This is a genomic window from Borreliella americana (genome assembly GCF_021043605.1).
Taxonomy (GTDB): domain Bacteria; phylum Spirochaetota; class Spirochaetia; order Borreliales; family Borreliaceae; genus Borreliella; species Borreliella americana.
Window position 1 is genome coordinate 29,225 of record NZ_JAJNFB010000004.1, and the last position, 17,596, is coordinate 46,820.

The 17,596-nt window shown below is 28.0% G+C and carries 16 protein-coding genes and 2 tRNA genes; 7 read left to right on the forward strand and 11 right to left on the reverse strand.

What is annotated here, in order from left to right; genetic code table 11:
- The first annotated feature begins 2 nt into the window (after positions 1-2).
- Together LRB30_RS01860 and LRB30_RS01865 are read left to right on the forward strand one after the other, a co-directional pair.
- Positions 3-788, forward strand: coding sequence for a hypothetical protein (locus tag LRB30_RS01860; RefSeq protein WP_231018744.1), 786 nt, complete (start codon positions 3-5; stop codon positions 786-788).
- On the forward strand, positions 757-3,558 hold the full coding sequence (locus LRB30_RS01865) for a M16 family metallopeptidase (protein ID WP_231018746.1): 2,802 nt from the start codon (positions 757-759) through the stop codon (positions 3,556-3,558). Before LRB30_RS01860 ends, LRB30_RS01865 begins: the two co-directional genes overlap by 32 nt.
- A 159-nt stretch (positions 3,559-3,717) precedes the next feature.
- Here the strand turns inward: LRB30_RS01865 and LRB30_RS01870 are convergent.
- The 6 genes from LRB30_RS01870 to fusA all read right to left on the reverse strand — a co-directional run bounded on the left by LRB30_RS01870 (position 3,718) and on the right by fusA (position 7,899).
- Positions 3,718-3,790, reverse strand: a tRNA-Lys gene (locus LRB30_RS01870).
- A 108-nt stretch (positions 3,791-3,898) separates the two neighbouring features.
- Positions 3,899-3,971, reverse strand: a tRNA-Lys gene (locus LRB30_RS01875).
- A 48-nt stretch (positions 3,972-4,019) separates the two neighbouring features.
- On the reverse strand, positions 4,020-4,664 hold the full coding sequence (locus LRB30_RS01880; RefSeq protein ID WP_231014081.1) for a tetratricopeptide repeat protein: 645 nt from the start codon (positions 4,662-4,664) through the stop codon (positions 4,020-4,022).
- Positions 4,661-5,017, reverse strand: a complete 357-nt coding sequence (locus tag LRB30_RS01885; protein WP_231014080.1) for a bactofilin family protein — start codon at positions 5,015-5,017, stop codon at positions 4,661-4,663. The genes LRB30_RS01880 and LRB30_RS01885 overlap by 4 nt, the downstream gene beginning before the upstream one ends.
- Positions 5,018-5,095: 78 nt before the next feature.
- Complete coding sequence (locus LRB30_RS01890) at positions 5,096-5,794, reverse strand: Bax inhibitor-1/YccA family protein (RefSeq protein WP_231014079.1); 699 nt, start codon at positions 5,792-5,794, stop codon at positions 5,096-5,098.
- A gap of 23 nt (positions 5,795-5,817) precedes the next feature.
- Complete coding sequence (fusA, locus tag LRB30_RS01895; RefSeq protein ID WP_231014078.1) at positions 5,818-7,899, reverse strand: elongation factor G; 2,082 nt, start codon at positions 7,897-7,899, stop codon at positions 5,818-5,820.
- A gap of 305 nt (positions 7,900-8,204) precedes the next feature.
- On the opposite strand from fusA, the gene LRB30_RS01900 reads away from it, so the two are divergent.
- The 5 genes from LRB30_RS01900 to LRB30_RS01920 all read left to right on the forward strand — a co-directional run bounded on the left by LRB30_RS01900 (position 8,205) and on the right by LRB30_RS01920 (position 12,754).
- Positions 8,205-8,432: a KTSC domain-containing protein gene (locus tag LRB30_RS01900; protein WP_014023757.1), complete on the forward strand. Its 228-nt coding sequence runs from the start codon at positions 8,205-8,207 to the stop codon at positions 8,430-8,432.
- A gap of 238 nt (positions 8,433-8,670) precedes the next feature.
- Positions 8,671-9,198, forward strand: a complete 528-nt coding sequence (locus tag LRB30_RS01905) for a tetratricopeptide repeat protein (RefSeq protein WP_231018748.1) — start codon at positions 8,671-8,673, stop codon at positions 9,196-9,198.
- A gap of 117 nt (positions 9,199-9,315) precedes the next feature.
- Positions 9,316-9,966 (forward strand): hypothetical protein, encoded by a 651-nt coding sequence (locus LRB30_RS01910; protein WP_231018750.1) that lies wholly within the window; start codon positions 9,316-9,318, stop codon positions 9,964-9,966.
- A gap of 199 nt (positions 9,967-10,165) precedes the next feature.
- Positions 10,166-11,386, forward strand: a complete 1,221-nt coding sequence (locus LRB30_RS01915) for a ribose-phosphate pyrophosphokinase (RefSeq protein ID WP_231014075.1) — start codon at positions 10,166-10,168, stop codon at positions 11,384-11,386.
- Between the two features lie 3 nt (positions 11,387-11,389).
- A complete protein-coding gene (locus LRB30_RS01920; protein ID WP_231018751.1) occupies positions 11,390-12,754 on the forward strand; it encodes an FGGY-family carbohydrate kinase in 1,365 nt (454 codons plus the stop codon).
- On the opposite strand, the gene LRB30_RS01925 is transcribed toward LRB30_RS01920, so the two are convergent.
- From LRB30_RS01925 to fliS, 5 genes are read right to left on the reverse strand one after another with little or no spacing between them, the layout of a single operon-like run.
- Positions 12,737-13,480, reverse strand: coding sequence for an SPOR domain-containing protein (locus tag LRB30_RS01925; protein WP_231014072.1), 744 nt, complete (start codon positions 13,478-13,480; stop codon positions 12,737-12,739). The two genes, LRB30_RS01920 and LRB30_RS01925, sit on opposite strands and share 18 nt — an antisense overlap.
- Positions 13,464-14,081, reverse strand: a complete 618-nt coding sequence (coaE, locus tag LRB30_RS01930; RefSeq protein ID WP_231014070.1) for a dephospho-CoA kinase — start codon at positions 14,079-14,081, stop codon at positions 13,464-13,466. Before coaE ends, LRB30_RS01925 begins: the two co-directional genes overlap by 17 nt.
- On the reverse strand, positions 14,063-16,789 hold the full coding sequence (polA, locus tag LRB30_RS01935; RefSeq protein WP_231014069.1) for a DNA polymerase I: 2,727 nt from the start codon (positions 16,787-16,789) through the stop codon (positions 14,063-14,065). The genes coaE and polA overlap by 19 nt, the downstream gene beginning before the upstream one ends.
- Complete coding sequence (locus tag LRB30_RS01940) at positions 16,786-17,184, reverse strand: hypothetical protein (RefSeq protein ID WP_231018752.1); 399 nt, start codon at positions 17,182-17,184, stop codon at positions 16,786-16,788. The genes polA and LRB30_RS01940 overlap by 4 nt, the downstream gene beginning before the upstream one ends.
- Entirely contained in the window at positions 17,174-17,593 is a 420-nt protein-coding gene (gene fliS, locus LRB30_RS01945) for a flagellar export chaperone FliS (protein ID WP_231014063.1), read from the reverse strand. Before fliS ends, LRB30_RS01940 begins: the two co-directional genes overlap by 11 nt.
- Positions 17,594-17,596: the final 3 nt, after the last annotated feature.

A 17,596-nucleotide genomic window follows, 5' to 3' on the forward strand; every position in this document is an offset into this window, starting at 1 on the left:
GATTGAAAAAAAACATTGTAATTTTTTATTTAATATTTATTGTTAATTTTAGTTTTGGCATTGATTTAAATGATCTAGATTTTTATCGTAATCTTGAAAAGGAAGAATTGATATTTTTTATTAATTTATTAAAGAGGGAGCAACTTGTTTTGGGAAATAGCTGTGCTTTAGAGTATATTGAATTGGCTTATAGGGCATTAAAAGAAAAAAACATAAATTTATTATTAAAAAATGACAAAGAATTATTAGTAGATAATAATACCGAGCACTTAGAGCGATCTAAGGCATATAACAATGCAAGGCTTATCTTTAAGGCTACAAAGGATTTAAATGCTTTGGTTCATATTAGCAGGGATGGACTTTTAAAGACTTTAGATGGTAGAAAGGTAGGGGTTAAGGATAACAAATTTATTATTTTAGATTCTTTTTTGAATAACGATTTTTATGATGATGTTCCAAGCGAATATACTACTATTGAAATTTATAATAAAAGCATTTTAACGCCCAATTTAAATAAGTTTCTTCTAGATAAGCATTCAAATCCTTTTATTTATCTTGAAGATTTTAATAAAAAAGTTTACTTAAATGATATTCCAAAATTAAGCAAAGAAGAGTTGTTATTTTTATTTTATGAGCTATTTCCAGTTTCTAAGCTAAAGAGTTTGAAAGATTGGAATGATTTTGGATTTTCATCTATTTCAAAAGCATTGAATAAAATTTATTCTAAAAAAATAAATTCAATAAGAGGGAATGCAAATGAATTATCAAAGAATAAAAAATTATTGTAAATTTACAAGCGTTTTTCTATTTTTTTTGTTTTCCTGTGTTTCTAATGAGTTAAAGTTAGATCAAAGTTTAGTAAAAGGAAAACTTGTTAATGGGCTAAGGTATTATATTTATAAAAATCAAACCCCAAAGAATGCCGTTAATATGGGAATTGTTTTTAATGTAGGTTCTCTTAATGAAGAAGATAATGAGAGGGGAATAGCGCATTATCTTGAACATATGGCTTTTAATGGTACAAAAGATTACCCAGGGAATTCTATAGTTGATGTTCTTAAAAAATTTGGAATGCAATTTGGTGCGGACATTAATGCTGCTACTAGTTTTGATTTCACTTATTATAGACTTGATTTGTCAGATGGTAAGAATAAAGGTGAAATTGATGAATCTATGAATATTTTGAGAAACTGGGCTTCTCAAATTAGCTTCATGAAAGAAGAAGTAGATCTAGAGCGAAATATTATTATTGAGGAAAAAAAGCTTGGTGAGACTTATCCTAGAAGAATTTATAAAAAAATGTATAAGTTTTTGACAAGTGGAAGTCTTTATGAATTTAGAAATCCTATTGGCCTTGAAGAGCAGATTTTATCTTTTCAACCAGAGGATTTTAAAAAATTTTATGGAAAGTGGTATAGGCCAGAACTTGCAAGTGTTATTGTGGTGGGAGATATTGATCCTATAGAAATTGAAGAGAAAATAAAGAAGCAATTTATTTCTTGGAAAAATCCAACCGATAAAATTAAAGAAGTAAAAGTAAGTTTAGACGTAGAGCTTAAAGATAAGTTTTTACTTTTAGAAGATTTGGAAGTTGGAGAACCCAGTTTAATGTTCTTTAAAAAGGAAATTATTAACTTTATAAATACCAAAGATGATGTTTTAAATGATATTAAAAGGTCTTTATTGGCTGCTCTTTTTGAAAATAGATTTTCTGAATTAAAGACCACCGGGGTAAAGCATTTTAAAAATGTTTCAAATAAAGATTTTTTTTCATTTAAATCAGATAACAATACTATTGTTGCAAGATCTATTTCTTTAAACTTTAATCCAGATCATTTGAATGAAGGAATTCAAGATTTTTTTTATGAGCTTGAGAGGATAAGAAAATTTGGATTTACTCAAGGTGAGTTTGAAAAAGTTAGATCTCAATTTTTTAAATCTTTAGAATCAAGGAAAAGGAATATAAATAAAACAAATTCATGGTCTATTTTTGAAGATTTAATAGAAATTGCTATTTATGGTTCTAATAAATTTGATATGAATGAATATTATGACCTTTCTTTTCAATATTTGGGAAAGATTGATTTAAAAACAATAAACAATCTTGTAGGAAGAGAGTTTGATGTAAAAAATTGCGCAATTTTTTATTCTTACCATGGAGGAGCACATCCTGTTTTATCTTTTGAAGATATTGGGAATCTTCAAAAAATAGCTTTAAAAAAAGAGTTAAAGTCTTATGAGAATTTTTCAATTAAGAATAAATTTTTTAATAATTCTTTAGATGATAAAGATATTATTAGAGAAAATGAGTTTGAAAATGGAATTTCATCATTTGTTCTTGAAAACGGGGTTGAAGTTTATTTTAAATATAATGATCAAAAAAAGGGTTTAATTGATTTTAGTGCAACTTCTTGGGGAGGTTTGCTCAATGAGGATTTAAAACTTATTCCTGTTTTATCTTTTGCGCCCGGAGTAGTATCTGGTTCAGGTTACGGTGATTATTCTGCATTGCAGACTGAAAAATATTTATCAGACAAAGCTGTTTCTTTAAGTGTTTCTGTTGGGTCTCAAGAATCGTATATTAATGGAAGTTCAGATAAAAAAGATCTTGAAACTCTTTTTCAGCTTATATATTTTACTTTTAAGGAACCCAAAATTGATGATGTTTCTTTGCAAAATGCTATTAATAATATAAAAGCATTAATAAAGAGCAATGAAAATAGTTCTGATTATCATTTTCATAAAGCCATTAGTAAATTTTTAAATAATAATGATCCTAGATTTGAAGATATAAAAGATAGTGATTTGCAATATTTTACAAAAGAAAATATTTTGTCTTTTTATAAGAAAAGGTTTACTTATGTAAATAATTTTAAGTTTGTCTTTGCTGGAGACTCAGATATTCAGACAATAAAGGCTTATTCAAAGAAATATTTAGGCAATCTTAACTTTAAAGAAATAAATGAGTATAAAGATTTAGATTACTCTTACAGTAAAGATTTTAATAAAATAGTTGTAAGGAAAGGAAAAAATTCAACTAGTTTTGCTTATGTAATTTATCCTTTTAAATTTAATTATTTAGAAAAAATTTCGTTAAATTTAAATGCTTTAGCAGATCTATTAACGGATGGGCTTATAAAAAATATTAGAGAAAAAATGTCTAGTGTTTATTCAATTCAAGCCTTTTTTGACTCCAATGTAAGGAAAAATGTAGATTCCGATGGTATTTTGTCTATTTTTTTTACTACCGAGCCTAAAGAGCTTGATAATGTTTTAAATTCTATTAATCGCTATATGATCGAAAGGCAAAAAATAGATTTTAATGATAAAGATTTTTCTTATATTAAGAAGAATTATATTAAAAATACAAAAATAAATTCAGAGAAGAATGATTATTGGATTTCAAATATATTGGCAGCAGTATCCTGGTATGGAGTATTTAAAAATAATTTTGGTGTTAAGTTTATAGAGACAAGCTTAAATAAAGATTTAATAAATGAATTTTTTAAAAAAATTAATCTTGACGAAAGAGCAGAGATATTGTTAATACCCGAATAATATGTGTTTACTTAAAAACCATTCTTGTTTTCTGGGTTTACTAGAAAGCAAGAATGGTTTATTTAATTTCTTCTTAGCAAGACATCCTCTAGGGGAATCGAACCCCTCTTGCCAGGATGAAAACCTGGAGTCCTAACCGATAGACGAAGAGGACAAAAGTGAGCTCAGTAGGACTCGAACCTACGACAAACGCCTTAAAAGGGCGCTGCTCTACCACCTGAGCTATGAGCCCAAAAGTCATTTTATGACCATTAGAAATAATAATATATTTATTTTCCAATAATGTCAAGCTAAATTGGTATAAAATTAATAATTTATACCCAAAATGTATTTAACAATTTGAGCTGCACAGGACTTGAACCTGTAACCAGCGGATTAAGAGTCCGATGCTCTACCACTTGAGCTAGCAGCCCAGTTTATTAATTTGCTAACAATAAGAATAAGTTTTTATAAATTTAATGTCAAGGTTTGCTGTTGCTTTTTTTTAATTCTTCTAGTAAATTTTTTGCTTCTATATTATTAGGAGAGATTGTAAGAAGTTTAATTAGTGCTTCTTCTGCCAATATTTTATTTTTTGCATTTATTCTTGATCTTGCTAATTTTATTAATAGATTTTGGTTATTAGGAGAAAATCGTAATGCATGTTCGTATGCAAAATCTGCTTCATTGTATCTTTTTAGCTCATAGAAAGAATCTGCAATCAAATTATAAACTTTTATTATTCTTGCTCCTTTAGAATCAAGGCTAATGTATTCTTGAAAATATTTTAATGCATTTTCATAATTTTTTTGAAAAAAATAAGCTTCTCCTAGTGCTTGAATAATTCTTATGTCATATTTTTTAATACCAAGCCCTATAATCGCCTCTTTTTCAGCTCTCTTGTATTCTCCTATGGCTATTAGGCTCCATATCAATATTATCCTAGCATCTAAGTTGTTAGGATTTAGTCGAATTTCTTCTAAAGTGTTTAAAATAGCTTCTTTAAATCTTCCTTCTTTATACATAAGAAGAGAGTCTTCTTTTTCTTTAGGTGGTGATTGTCCAAATAATAAGCTTGAATTGGATAGCATAATTAAAGTTATTTGTAATAGAAAAAAAAATTTCATTCTTCTAAATCCTCCATTTCACAATTTCCTTTAAATATTGCTCCAGAATCAATAAAAAGCTCTTTGGTTTTAATGTTTCCTATTAATTTGCCAGTTTTGTAGATTTTAATTGTTTTTAAAGCCTCAATATTTCCTTTTATTTTGCCATGATTTAGCAAATGTTGGCATTTTATTTCAGCTTTAACATCAGCTTTTTCCCTTAGATAGATTGAGTTTGATGAGTTTATTAAACCTTTAAGCTTTCCCTCTATTATTATTGGCTTATTGCTTTCAATATATCCTTCAAACTCAAAATTTTTTTTTATTATATTTTGAGTGCTACTTTCTTCGAATTCTAAGCTATCTATACTCATAAGAGACCTCTAAAAATGAATGCTTTAAATTTAAAGCATTCATTTGTGATTGAATTTTTATGATTTTTTATTATTTTATTAGTCGTTTCTTCTTTGGCCCAAAAATCTTAGAAGATATAAGAATAAATTTATAAAATCTAAATAAAGTTTAAGTGAGGCCACAACCGCCATTCTGTTTTTTATTTCAGTGTCGTCTTGTAGCATTTTATCCATTTTAGAAATATTTTGAACGTCATAAGCTGTTAGGCCTGTAAATATGACTACGCCCAAAATAGATATAAGGAAATTAAGACCCGAGCTTCTAAAAAACATATTAACAAGAGATGCAATAATGATTCCCCATAATCCCATTATTAGATAGCTTCCCATTTTTGTTAGATCTGTTGTTGTAGTGTATCCATAAACAGACATTCCAAGAAATGTTCCGGCAGTAATTCCAAATGTAAATACTATTGATCCTTGTGTATAAATCATAAATATAGAAGATAATGTTACGCCTGTTAGTGCTGAGTAGAGCAAGAAAAGAGCTGTTGCAGTATTGCTTGATATTTTATTAAGAGCACCACTTATTGCATATACAAGCCCAAATTGTATAAGTATTATAGCCATAAATGACATTGAATTTGAGAATATTATTGCTTTGATTGTTTGATTTTCTGAGGTTGCATATGCAAACATTGCCGAGATTAAAAGTCCAATTGACATAAGTCCAAAAACTTTGGCTAAAAACTTGTTTTTTATTAGTATTTCTTGTTTTTCTTGTGTTAAATCGATCATAATAAAGCCTCCTTATTATTTTATTAAGATTTGTTTTGATCGTTAAATTTTTTGCGAAGTTCATCAAATATAGCGCTTGGAACTTTTCCGTATTTTAAGAATTCCATTGAGAATTCTGCTTTTCCTTGGGTAGAGGATCTAAGGACTGTTGAAAATCCAAACATTTCGCTTAAAGGTACCTCAGCCTCAACTTTTGAAAAACTTCCATCTTCTATCGAACCTGTTATTATTCCTCTTCTTTGGTTTAAAAGTCCAAACATATTTCCTTGGAATTCAGTAGGTCCTTCAAGGGTAACTTTCATTATTGGCTCAAGGATTGTAGGCTTTGCTTTTTCATAAGCTTCTCTAAAAGCACCAATTGCTGCCAATTGGAATGCAATATCAGATGAGTCAACAATGTGATATTGGCCATCATTGATTGTAATTTTTATGTCAACTATTGGAAAGCCAATTAATGTTCCCCTTTCCATTGCTTTTTGGAATCCTTTATCACATGATGGGATATATTCTGTTGGGATTACTCCCCCCTTTATTAGGTTAACAAATTCGTATGTTTCTCCTTCTTTATGAAGAGGTTCCATAAACCCTGCAACTCGTCCAAACTGACCAGCTCCTCCAGATTGCTTTTTGTGAGTATAGTTAAATTCAGCTTTTCTTGTAATCGTTTCTCTATAGGCCACTTGTGGCATTCCAGTTTCAACTTCTGCCTTGAATTCTCTTTTCATTCTTTCAATGTAAACTTCTAAGTGTAGTTCTCCCATGCCTTGAATTATTGTTTCGTTTGATTCAATGTCAACATAAGTTTTAAATGTTGGATCTTCTTTTGTAAATCTTCCAAGGGCTTTGGCCATATTGTCAGCAGATTTTTTGTCTTTTGGCTTTACAGAAAGAGAAATTACTGGATCTGGAATAAACATTGATGTCATTGAATAGTTGATCGATGGATCACAAAACGTATCTCCTGATGCGCATTCTATTCCAAATAAAGCAACAATGTCACCACTTCCTCCAAATTCAATGTCTTCTGTATTATTAGCGTGCATTCTGATAAGTCTTCCGACTTTGAATTTTTTAGAAGTTCTTGAGTTAATAAGTTCTTGTCCTTTTTTTAAAATTCCTTGATAGATTCTGACGTAAGTTAACTGTCCGTATTGTCCGTCTTCAAGTTTAAATGCAAGAGCGACAGTTGGGAGTTCGTTGTCAATTTTAAGATCGATTTCTTTCTCATTATTATTAAGGTCAAGGGCGGTGTTTTTTATATCATGAGGGGATGGTAAAAATCTGGTTACAGCATCTAAGAGTAATTGCACTCCTTTATTTTTATAAGCAGATCCCATAAATACAGGACATAATTTTAAAGCTAATGTTCCTGTTCTAGTTGCATTGTATATTATTTCAGTAGGAACATCTTTTCCTTCCATGTGCAATTCCATAAGTTCGTCATTAAAGTCGGCAAGGGCATCAAGCATTATTTCTCGTTTGCTTTTTGCTTCTTCTAAAAGATCTGAGGGTATTTCTTTTTCAATTATTTCTGTTCCATCTTTTCCTTCAAAATAGTAGGCTTTCATTAATACAAGGTCTATCACTCCAGTATGCTTGTCTTCTAATCCAATGGGAATTTGCATTAAAACAGAGTTTAAGTCAAGTTTTGATCTTAGTTGATCTTTTACATTGTAGGGATTTGCTCCGGTTTTATCGCACTTGTTTACAAATGCAAGTCGCGGCACACTATATCTTTTAAGTTGTCGATCAACAGTTATTGATTGGGATTGAACTCCTGCAACAGAATCAAGAACCAATATTGCTCCGTCAAGCACTCTAAGAGATCTTTCAACTTCAATTGTAAAATCTACGTGTCCAGGTGTATCAATAATATTTATTGGAAAATCTTTCCATTCAACGTGAGTTGCAGCTGATGCTATTGTGATTCCTCTTTCTCTTTCAAGTTCCATTGAGTCCATTGTTGCACCAACTCCATCTTTACCCTTTACTTCGTGAATTGCATGAATTTTATTACAATAAAAAAGAATGCGTTCTGTAAGAGTAGTTTTTCCTGAGTCGATGTGCGCGCTAATACCTATGTTTCGTAATTTATTGTAGTCCATTAGACTTTGTCCCTCCTGATGATATGTGACTAGAAGATTAACTATCTTAGTAATTTTACAAAATTTTTTTTTAAAAATCTATCTTATATCGGTTTATAATATTAAATATTCGGAAGTTTAAATCATTTTATATGATATTTGACAGATTGCTTGATTAAATTTGTATTAATGTATATCCTTATCTTAGGGAATATATCATTTAGTAGATTTTGATTTTATTGATTAAAACTTTTTATTTTTTATTTAGTGAATTAACTCTTACTTTATTATTATACTCCTAAGATAATTATTTGGAGGAATTTGAGTTGGAAACTTTAACAATATCTAATGAATTGAGCAAAATATCACAGGTAGGTTACGATTCTTCTGTTTCTGAGCTTTCTGTGTTTTTTAAGGATGGAAGAGCTTATAAGTATTTTAAGATTGAACCAAGACACTTTAGTGCAATATCTAAACTTGTTGAGGATAGAAGATCAGTTGGTAAATATTTAACAGAAAATGTATTTAACAAATATGACCAAGAAAAGCTTTAATTTGTTTTTTAGATAGTATTAAAAGCCCTTTTGTTTTTAAAGCAGGAAGGGCTTATTTATATTTATGATTAGCTTTTAGAGTAGTAAATTTTGTTTTATAGTCGTCAAGATGGTTTATTGAATTTTAAAATTCAACAGCAATGAAGTTTTGTATTTTTATTATTAGTTTTAGTATTATTTTGTTGCTTTGAATAATTTAAATGGTATAAGTAGTATTAAGGAATCAAGTAAATTTTTTATGTATAAATTGTTATTTATTATTGTTTTTGTTTTGTCTTGCAGCTCCATTTTTAAGGAATATCAAAACATATCAGGTGAATATTATAAGCTTGCTAAATTAAATGAAGAGCTTGGTAATGATGAGACTTCTGTTTTGCTTTATGAAAAATCTATTAAATTCAATATTAATGCTGATGATGATTCAAGTTACAATTTTATTTTAGCTTGCATTAATTTGAAAAAATATGCAGAGGCTGAGTTGAAACTCAATTCTATTATAAAAGAAGATCCAGAAAATATTTTGTTAATTAATCTTAAGGGATATTTGCTATTTAAGAAAAATGATTTGGACAATGCTTTGATTTATTATTTAAAAACTCTAGAATTTGCGCCTGCAAATAAAGAGGCTCTATTTAATATTTTTTACATTTATCATTTAAAGAGCGACAAAAAAAATGCAAAAGAATATATCTCAAAATATAAAGAGTTAAATCATCCTATACCAAGTGGTGTGGAAGAAATAGTTTCTTCTGTTCTTAAGAATTAAGTTTTTAGTTTTTTGTTTGCCTTTTACTTTGTGGTAATCTTTGTGGTAATTATTATATAATAAGGTATGCAATATAAACCCTGTTTTATTTTTCATAAATTTTTGTAGGAGAGTTTTATGATGAGGCTGAAAGTTTTAATTTTGTATTTGTTTGGGATTATTGTGACCAATGGTTTTACAGATACTAATTTTGAATTCAATTTTGGTGGTGGGGTTGCTTTTCCTGTTAGTCCCTTTTCAAGCTTTTACAATGAAGCTTTAGAGATTAATGCAAAGCTTAAGCAAAATTTGCCTTCAGATTTATCCCCAATAGGAAAAGAAGAGATAGTTCAAAATTTTTCCGATTTAGCTAATATTGCTAAAGCTGGAATAAGATATGGAACTTATGCTCAATTTGGTGCCAAATTTGACGATTTTATTTCTATTGGATTTGAGCTTTTATTTGACATGAATCTTCTTAAAGTAATAAAGCGTTCAGATGGAACTGCAAATGAAAATTTCTCATTTATTATGGCAATAACACCGAGATTTTATACAAAATTAGATTTTTTTGTGTTAGCTTTAGCGTTTTTCACAGGGCCTAAGATCAATATAGCGACTTCTTCTGCAGATTCTGTTTTGGCAGAGCTTGGAACAATGGGTTGGGATATTGGTGCTAGACTTTCATTCTCTTTTTTAATTCTTGAAGGTTACTATGTTTGGAATATTAAAAATCCTAAATTTTCTGATTTCAAGTTTGGAATAGGTTTTGAATTTGGAATTGTGTAGTTTATTTAATTTTGTTTTTAGGATTATGTATAATATTTGTTATTATTAATAAAATTTTTCAATTTTTATTTTTATTATTAAAGCTAAAATATTTTAATGGCCTTGCTTTAAAAAATTTTAGTTATTTTCGTGTGTATAAGTTTTATTAATTATTAAATTAAGATTGTTAAGATTCTTAAAAAAAAGAACGAGGAATTGGGTGAATTTACTTAAAAAAAAATCAATAGGAATTATTGCTTGTCCTGGGGGCAAGGTTTTTGCTAGTAAAATAATAGAAGAGCTTGACAGAATATTTATAAATATTGAAAATGAAATTGTAGATAGTATATGCCAAGATTCTAAGGCCTTAAAGGAAGAAATTTTTAAGATTGAAAAAGTTTTATCTCCTTTTCTAGAAGGACTTAGTTTATCTACTCTTAAAAGCAAAGAGCCTTTAGAAATTCCTGTAAAATTTGTTAAGTTTGCCAATGGTGAATTTAAAACAGAAATTTTAAAAACAATCAGGAATAAGGATATTTTTATTGTTCAAGATGTTGCTAATGCTTATGAAGTTGAAATAAACAGTAGTGAAAAAATAATTATGACAGTTAATGATCATATAATGAATTTAATGACAACAATAGATGCTTGTATGCAGGCCAAAGCCAATTCCGTTAGTGTTATTATTCCTTCTTATCCTTATTCAAGGCAAGATAAAAAGCATTCAAGAGAATGTTTAACAGCAAGTCTTATTGGAAGATTTTTAGAAGAGTTGGGCATTAGGCATATTTTAACCCTGGATATGCATTCAAAGGCTATTGAAAATGTATTTAGGAAAGTTTATTTTGAAAATTTAAATGTTTCTTATGAAATCTTTAATTCTCTTAAAGATTTAATCGATATTAGGGATTCTAATTTAGTTATTGTTTCCCCCGATACAGGTGCTGTAAGTAGAAATAAATTTTTTGCATCAAGTCTTAAGAGTCCTCTGGCTTTGCTTTACAAGGAAAGAGATTATTCAAGAGTTTCAAATGATGTTGCTGATTCAAATATTTCTGTAACCAAGCTTTTAGGAGATGTTGAAGGTAAGAATGTTTTTATGAGTGACGACATGTTAGCTACTGGAGGAACTCTAATTAAGGCAATGAAATTGCTTAAAAGCATGGGTGCTAAAAAGATTATATGTGGAATTAGTTTGCCGTTTTTTAATGGAGATGCTATTAAATATTTTGATAAAGCTTATGAGGAGGGATATTTTTATAAAATAATTGGAACAAATGCTGTTTGTCATAATGATGAATTAATAAATAAACCTTGGTATCATGAGGCTAATGTTGCGCCTCTTTTTGCGGAGGCAATATTTGCAATTTATAATAAAGTTGGTTTACAAAAAATTCTTGATAGAAAGGACGATATTCAAAAATTGATTACCAAGGGTTAATTTATGAATACTCTTAGCATTGATATTGGGACCAGTGTTTTAAAGGCAGCATTAGTTAGTTCTAAAAATGGAGTTTTAAGTTATATTGATATTAGTTACTCAGATTATTTTGATGTTGATTTCGAAAATTTTGACTTTAATATATGGCTTTTTTCTTTTAAGAAAGCTATATCCAATTTTCAGCCTAGCAAAATAGATTGCATTTCTATTAGTGGTATTTCACCATGTTTGATTGCTTTAAATTCAAATTTAATTCCTTTGGAAGTGTTACATTGGAATTCCCTTAAAATTAAGCCTTGTTTTAGGGGTAGGTCTGTATTTTTACCATATGTACTTAGTACAGTTGAAAGAGGAACATATTCTAAAATAAGCTATTTTGTTTCTTGTTTTGAGTATTTTATTTATTTGCTTACAGGAAAGCTTTTTACAAGCTTTCCAAGCATGGAGTATATCCCTTTTATTTGGGATGATATAGAGATAAAAAAATATGGACTTAACAAGAATAAATTTCCTCCGTTCATAAAAATGGGAGAAAATATTGGTGTTGTAACTTATAAAGCAGGAATTGAATTTGGGCTAAATAGCGGAATTAGTGTAATTAATGCAGGATCAGATTATTTAAATGCTTTGGTTGGAAGCGGTGCTTTTCAAGAAGGAATTGTGTCAAATAGAATGGGTACAAGTGAAGGGTTTAATTTTGTTTCAAGTACATATTTGCCAGGATTTTCTTTAGAATATCCTTATTTTTTAGAAGGATATTTTATTATTGGGAGAATTGTTCCTTTTGGATATTTGATTCAATTATTAAAAGACAGTTTTTATAAAAAAAGTTTAACTTTTGAGTTACTCTTAAAAAAGATTGTTAAAAGTGCCACATTAAATAATGTATACTTTTATCCAAGCAAAATTAAACTTTTTAATGATTTATTTATTTTAGATCCTTGTCTTTGCAAAGATTTAAGTAAAGGAATTTTTGGTAGTATTAGAAATCCATTAGAGATTGGTTTATCAATGCTTGAGTTTGTATGTTTTGCTTTTTACAACAGATTGGTAGAGCTAAAAGCCTATAAAAAAGAAATTTTAAGTATTTTTGTTAGTGGATCTAATTCTGATAATTTGCTCTTAAATCAAATAAAAGCAAATATTCTTGGCAAAGATTTAAAGATTTTTGATTTTAAGCATTCAGAGATTATTGGAGGAGCAATTCAAGCATTCTATTCTTTAAGAGAATTTGGCAGCTTAAATGATTCTTTTTTAAAGCTTACAAAGATTAAGCATGTTGTTTCGCCTATTATTGAGGTTCATGAGGAATATTTAGAAAAGTATCAAAAATATATTAATAATTATAGTCTATTTGTTAACGGGTAGTATGTAAGTTTCTTTAAATTCGCCTATCCCTGCTATTTTTTTAAAGTCAGCTTTTGCTTCTGATTTTGTTTTATAAGGACCAGATCTTACCCTGTAAATATCTTTATTATCTACTGTTGCAGAATATATTTTAGCAACTATATTATATTTGAGTAATTTTTGAATATAGTTGTCTGCATTGATTGGATCTGAGAGTGATACAAATTGTATGTAATATTCTGTATTAGGATCATAAATGTTATCAGTATTTAAAGTTTTTTGGGTTGTGGGTTGAGATTTTTCAATAATTTTTGATTTCTGAGAAGTATTAGGTATTTTTTGGGTTGTGGGTTGAGATTTTTCAATAATTTTTGATTTCTGAGAAGTATTAGGTATTTTTTGGGTTGTGGGTTGAGATTTTTCAATGGTTTTTGATTTCTTATAAGTACTAGAGGTTTTGTTTGTAGGGTTTTTTTCTTTATTTAAATCCTGTGTTAAATCTATAATTATTTCATTTTGAGTTTCAGATACCTTTAAAGATTTTTCATTTTGATCAACGTTTTCTAAGGTGTTTTGATCTTTATCTTCTTCTAAAACAATATTTTTTTCTGCAATGTCTGAGGCCAAATTTTTGTTTGGAAAAAAAATAATTGTTCCAAGAAATATTATGATACAAACTGTTGCAATCGAGGTTAATGCTACAAAAAATCCTTTGTTATTGTCATTGTTTTCATTCAAATCTTTCATAGTTAATTATCTCCTGCATTTTTTTTTCAATTTCTTTTTCTAGATATGCATAATTCTTGTTATTAATTATATTGACTATTTTTAAGTTTATAATATTTTTTTTAAAAAAAATATCTTTTTGGATTGTAAGTATTTTATTGATTATATTTGAGTCAATGTTTGGCATAGAATATAATAATCTGTTTTTTATTATAGAATTCTTTGCTTTAAGCACAATTATATAGTCGCAAAGTTTTTCTAAATTCATTTTAAAAAGCAAAGCAGCATTAATTATTATTTTTGTAGATTGGCTTTGGATTAGGATTTTTTTTATTTTACTGAGTATGATTGGGTGCGATATGCCTTCAAGTTTTTTTAATTCTTTATTGTCATTAAATACAAGATTTCTTAGCAAAATTTTGTCTATTCCATTTTTAGTATTTAATATTTTTTGACCAAATATTTTAACTATTTCTTCTTTTTTTTCATGTAATACTGAATGTCCAAGCTTGTCTGCATTTATTTCTAAAAATCCATATTTATTGCTAATTATTTTTGAAGCAGTATCTTTGCCAGATGCAATTTTTCCTGCTACTCCAATGATTAATGGATTTCTCCCCACGATTTACCCGTCTCAATATTTGCTCTTAAAGGCAGATTTAATGTGTAAGCGGTTTCCATCATAATTTTTAATATTTTTTTCACTTCATTTTCTTCTTCAATAGGAGATTCAATGAGCATTTCATCATGTACCTGTAGCAATATTTTTGATTTCATTTTTTTATTTTTAAATTCATTAAATACTTTGACCATTGCAATTTTCATGATGTCGGCGGCACTTCCCTGAATTGTACTATTTATTGCTATTCTTTCAGCAGCAGATCTTTCTAGATAATTATTGCTATTAATTTCTTTTATATATCTTCTTCTTTTTAAGATGGTTTCGCTATATCCAGCATTTCTTACGAAGTTTATTTGATTTATTATAAATTCTTTGATTTTGGGATAAGAGTCAAAGTAAGAGTTTATAAATCCTTTTGCCTCTTCTTTTGTGATGCCCAGTTCTTTTGCAAGTCTAAAATCTGACATTCTATAAATTATTCCAAAATTAATAGATTTTGCTATTCTTCTTAAGTTAGGAGTAATTTCTTTTTCCTCTATTTTGAAGAGCTTAGAAGCAGTTTCTGTATGAATATCTTTATTGTTTTCAAATGCTTTAATAAGGACCTTATCTTGTGATAAATGAGCAAGTATAGCAAGCTCAATTTGAGAATAATCAGCCGAAATAAAAATATTTCCATTTTCTGGTTTAAATGCTTTTCTTATTTTTCGCCCTTTTTCATCTTTTATTGGTATGTTTTGCAAATTGGGGTTTATGCTAGTGATTCTACCAGTTGCTGTTTTTGTTTGTATGAAGCTTGTGTGCAGTCTGTTTGTTTTATAGTTTATTAGTTCTATTAAATTATCTGTGTAAGTGCTCTTCAATTTTGCAATTTGTCTGTATTTTATTAGATTTTCAATTGATTCATGCTGTTCTCTTAGAGATTCAAGCACCTTTATATCAGTTGAATCTTTTTTCATTTTTTCCGATAACTTTAGATTTAATTTTTCAAATAAAATTTCATGCATTTGTTTTGGAGAATTTAGATTAAAATCAATTCCTATGCTTTTTATTATTTCGTTTTCGATTACTTCTAATTCTTTTCCAAGTTCTTTCCCATATTCTTTTAAATATTCTTTATCAAGGTAAATGCCATTTTCTTCCATTTCTATAATTACCTTGTTAAAAGGCATTTCTATTTCGTGCATTAACTTGTCGAGTTTATCTTCTTTTAATTTTTTGGTAAATATATTAAATAATCTAAATGTAATATCAGCATCTTCAGATGAATAGCTTGTTGCCATTTCTAAAGATATATTTGCAAAGTTATCATTTTTTTGTATCACATCTTCATATTTAATATTTTTATGCATTAAATATTTTTCTGCAAGAAAATCAAGCGATACTTTTGAGTTTGTATCAATAAGGTATGCGGCAATCATTGTGTCAAAATAAGGTGGTATAGGGCTAAATCCATTATTTTTAAGTATTTTATAGTCAAATTTATAGTTTTGACCAATTATTTTTGGATTTGATTCAAAAAGATTGTTAAATTTTTGTATTATATAATTTTTTTCTATGTAAATTTTTCCTTTGGCTTCGATTGGAATATAGTAACCTTCAAATTCTTTAAATGAAATTGAAATCCCAATTAATTTTGCCGTGTAAGTGTCAAGCGAAGATGTTTCTGTGTCTATTGATATGTATTTAGCCTTTTTAAGGCTTTCTATTAAATCGTCTAGCTCTATTTTTGTTGTTATTGAGTGGTATTTAACATTTTCTGTGTCAATTGTATTTATGTTATCTGGGCTGTTAGTAATAGGTTCTTGTTTGAATAGGCTTTTTTGGTCTGCATTTTCTTTTTCTTGTTTTAAGATATCTTTTTTATAAGTTTTTATCAGGGAAATTGCTGAGTGTTTTTCAAACAAAGATATTATCTCTTCGCTAAAATTTTTTAAGGCGAAGTTTTCAATTTCTGGAATTTTTAAATTTTCTTCAAGACTTATAAGTTCGTAGCTTAAAAAAGCATTTTCTTTTTCTTTGATTAAAAGTTCTTGGTGTTTTTTATTTATTAGTTTTAAATTTGAATATATCCCTTTTAGGGTTTTAAATTCTCTTAATAAATTTGCTGCTCCTTTTGGGCCAATGCCTTTTATTCCAGGTATATTATCAGACCTGTCTCCAACAATAGCTAAATAATCTTTTATTTGAAAGCTATTTACTCCAAATTTTTTTATTACGTACTCATTATCCATTTCAATAAAGCTGTTGTTTTCAATTTTAAGTATTTTTATGTACTCTGACATTGTTTGCAGTAAGTCTTTGTCAGGAGAAATAATGTAAGTTAAATAGTTATTCTTTGCAGCCTTTTTAGCAAAACTAGCTAAAAGATCATCAGCTTCGTAGCCTTCAAGCTCAAAGATTGGTATTTTTGCCTTTAAAAGGCCTTCTTTTATCCATCCAATTTGAGGTATTAAATCGTCCGGAGGTAAGTCCCTTGTTGCTTTGTAGCTTGGATATTTTTGTTTTCTGAAAGTTGGTACCTCTGAGTCAAAGGTAATAATCAAATGTTTGGGATTTTTTTCTTTTATTATGAAAAATAATGTTTTGAAAAAGCCAATAAATGCGTTTACATTTTCTCCTTGTGTGTTTAAAAGTGGATAATTTTTCATTACGTGATAATTTCTAAATATTATGTTTAGTGCATCAATTAGATAAAGTTCTTTCATATTTTAATATCTAACATTATAGGTGAATTATTTACTGCAAGGTTTTGGTGTTTTTTAATTTTTGGAATTTTTCTTTTTGCATTTGCAATTTTCTGTAAGATTTCACAACAAATTTGATATTTAATGTATATTTCTTCTTTTAGTAGATTAATTTCTTTAATTAAGTAATCGAAATTATCCAATTTTTGATTTTTAGATTTCAACCATGCATTTATTGTTTTATAATAGTTTTTGATTGATTCTAATATTAAATCTTTCTTAGGATTGGTTATATTTAATATTCTTATTTCTTCTTTTTGTAATTCATCACTTTCTATTGTTAATATTAATTTCAATTCTTTTAATTCCAATAATAAATTTCTAAAATGTTTTTTTAAAATTTCATTAGCCGACAATATTGATTCCTAATTTACTTTGAGTAATATTATTTTCTTTTTTGCTTAATTTTTTCCAAGCAAAGCTTAATATTTGCAGTTGTTTTATGACATTGTCAATTTTGTGTATTTCTTTTTTCAAAAGAACATTTTCTAGCTCTTTATTTAGAAACAAGTATATCGAGAGTAAGTTTGTAGAAATGCTTCCGCCTTGCTCAAAATTTAAGGTTGACATTAATTCAGTAATGATTTCTTGTGCGTGAAAGATTTTTTCATTAGCTTTAACTGCATTTTGCCAATTTTCATCTTTTATAAGCTCTTTTGCAACTTTTAAATCCTGTATTGCTTTCTCATAAAGCATTATCAATATTGATAGGGGATTTGATGTGTTTATTTGTGTTTGTTTGTATATTTTTTCTTTTTCTATCAAAAT

Coding starts and splice junctions, on each gene's coding strand:
- LRB30_RS01865 (WP_231018746.1), top strand. CDS start 757: ATGAATTATCAAAGAATAAAAAATTATTGTAAATTTACAAGCGTTTTT.
- LRB30_RS01880 (WP_231014081.1), bottom strand. CDS start 4,664: ATGAAATTTTTTTTTCTATTACAAATAACTTTAATTATGCTATCCAAT.
- LRB30_RS01885 (WP_231014080.1), bottom strand. CDS start 5,017: ATGAGTATAGATAGCTTAGAATTCGAAGAAAGTAGCACTCAAAATATA.
- LRB30_RS01890 (WP_231014079.1), bottom strand. CDS start 5,794: ATGATCGATTTAACACAAGAAAAACAAGAAATACTAATAAAAAACAAG.
- fusA (WP_231014078.1), bottom strand. CDS start 7,899: ATGGACTACAATAAATTACGAAACATAGGTATTAGCGCGCACATCGAC.
- LRB30_RS01905 (WP_231018748.1), top strand. CDS start 8,671: ATGTATAAATTGTTATTTATTATTGTTTTTGTTTTGTCTTGCAGCTCC.
- LRB30_RS01910 (WP_231018750.1), top strand. CDS start 9,316: ATGATGAGGCTGAAAGTTTTAATTTTGTATTTGTTTGGGATTATTGTG.
- LRB30_RS01920 (WP_231018751.1), top strand. CDS start 11,390: ATGAATACTCTTAGCATTGATATTGGGACCAGTGTTTTAAAGGCAGCA.
- LRB30_RS01925 (WP_231014072.1), bottom strand. CDS start 13,480: ATGAAAGATTTGAATGAAAACAATGACAATAACAAAGGATTTTTTGTA.
- polA (WP_231014069.1), bottom strand. CDS start 16,789: ATGAAAGAACTTTATCTAATTGATGCACTAAACATAATATTTAGAAAT.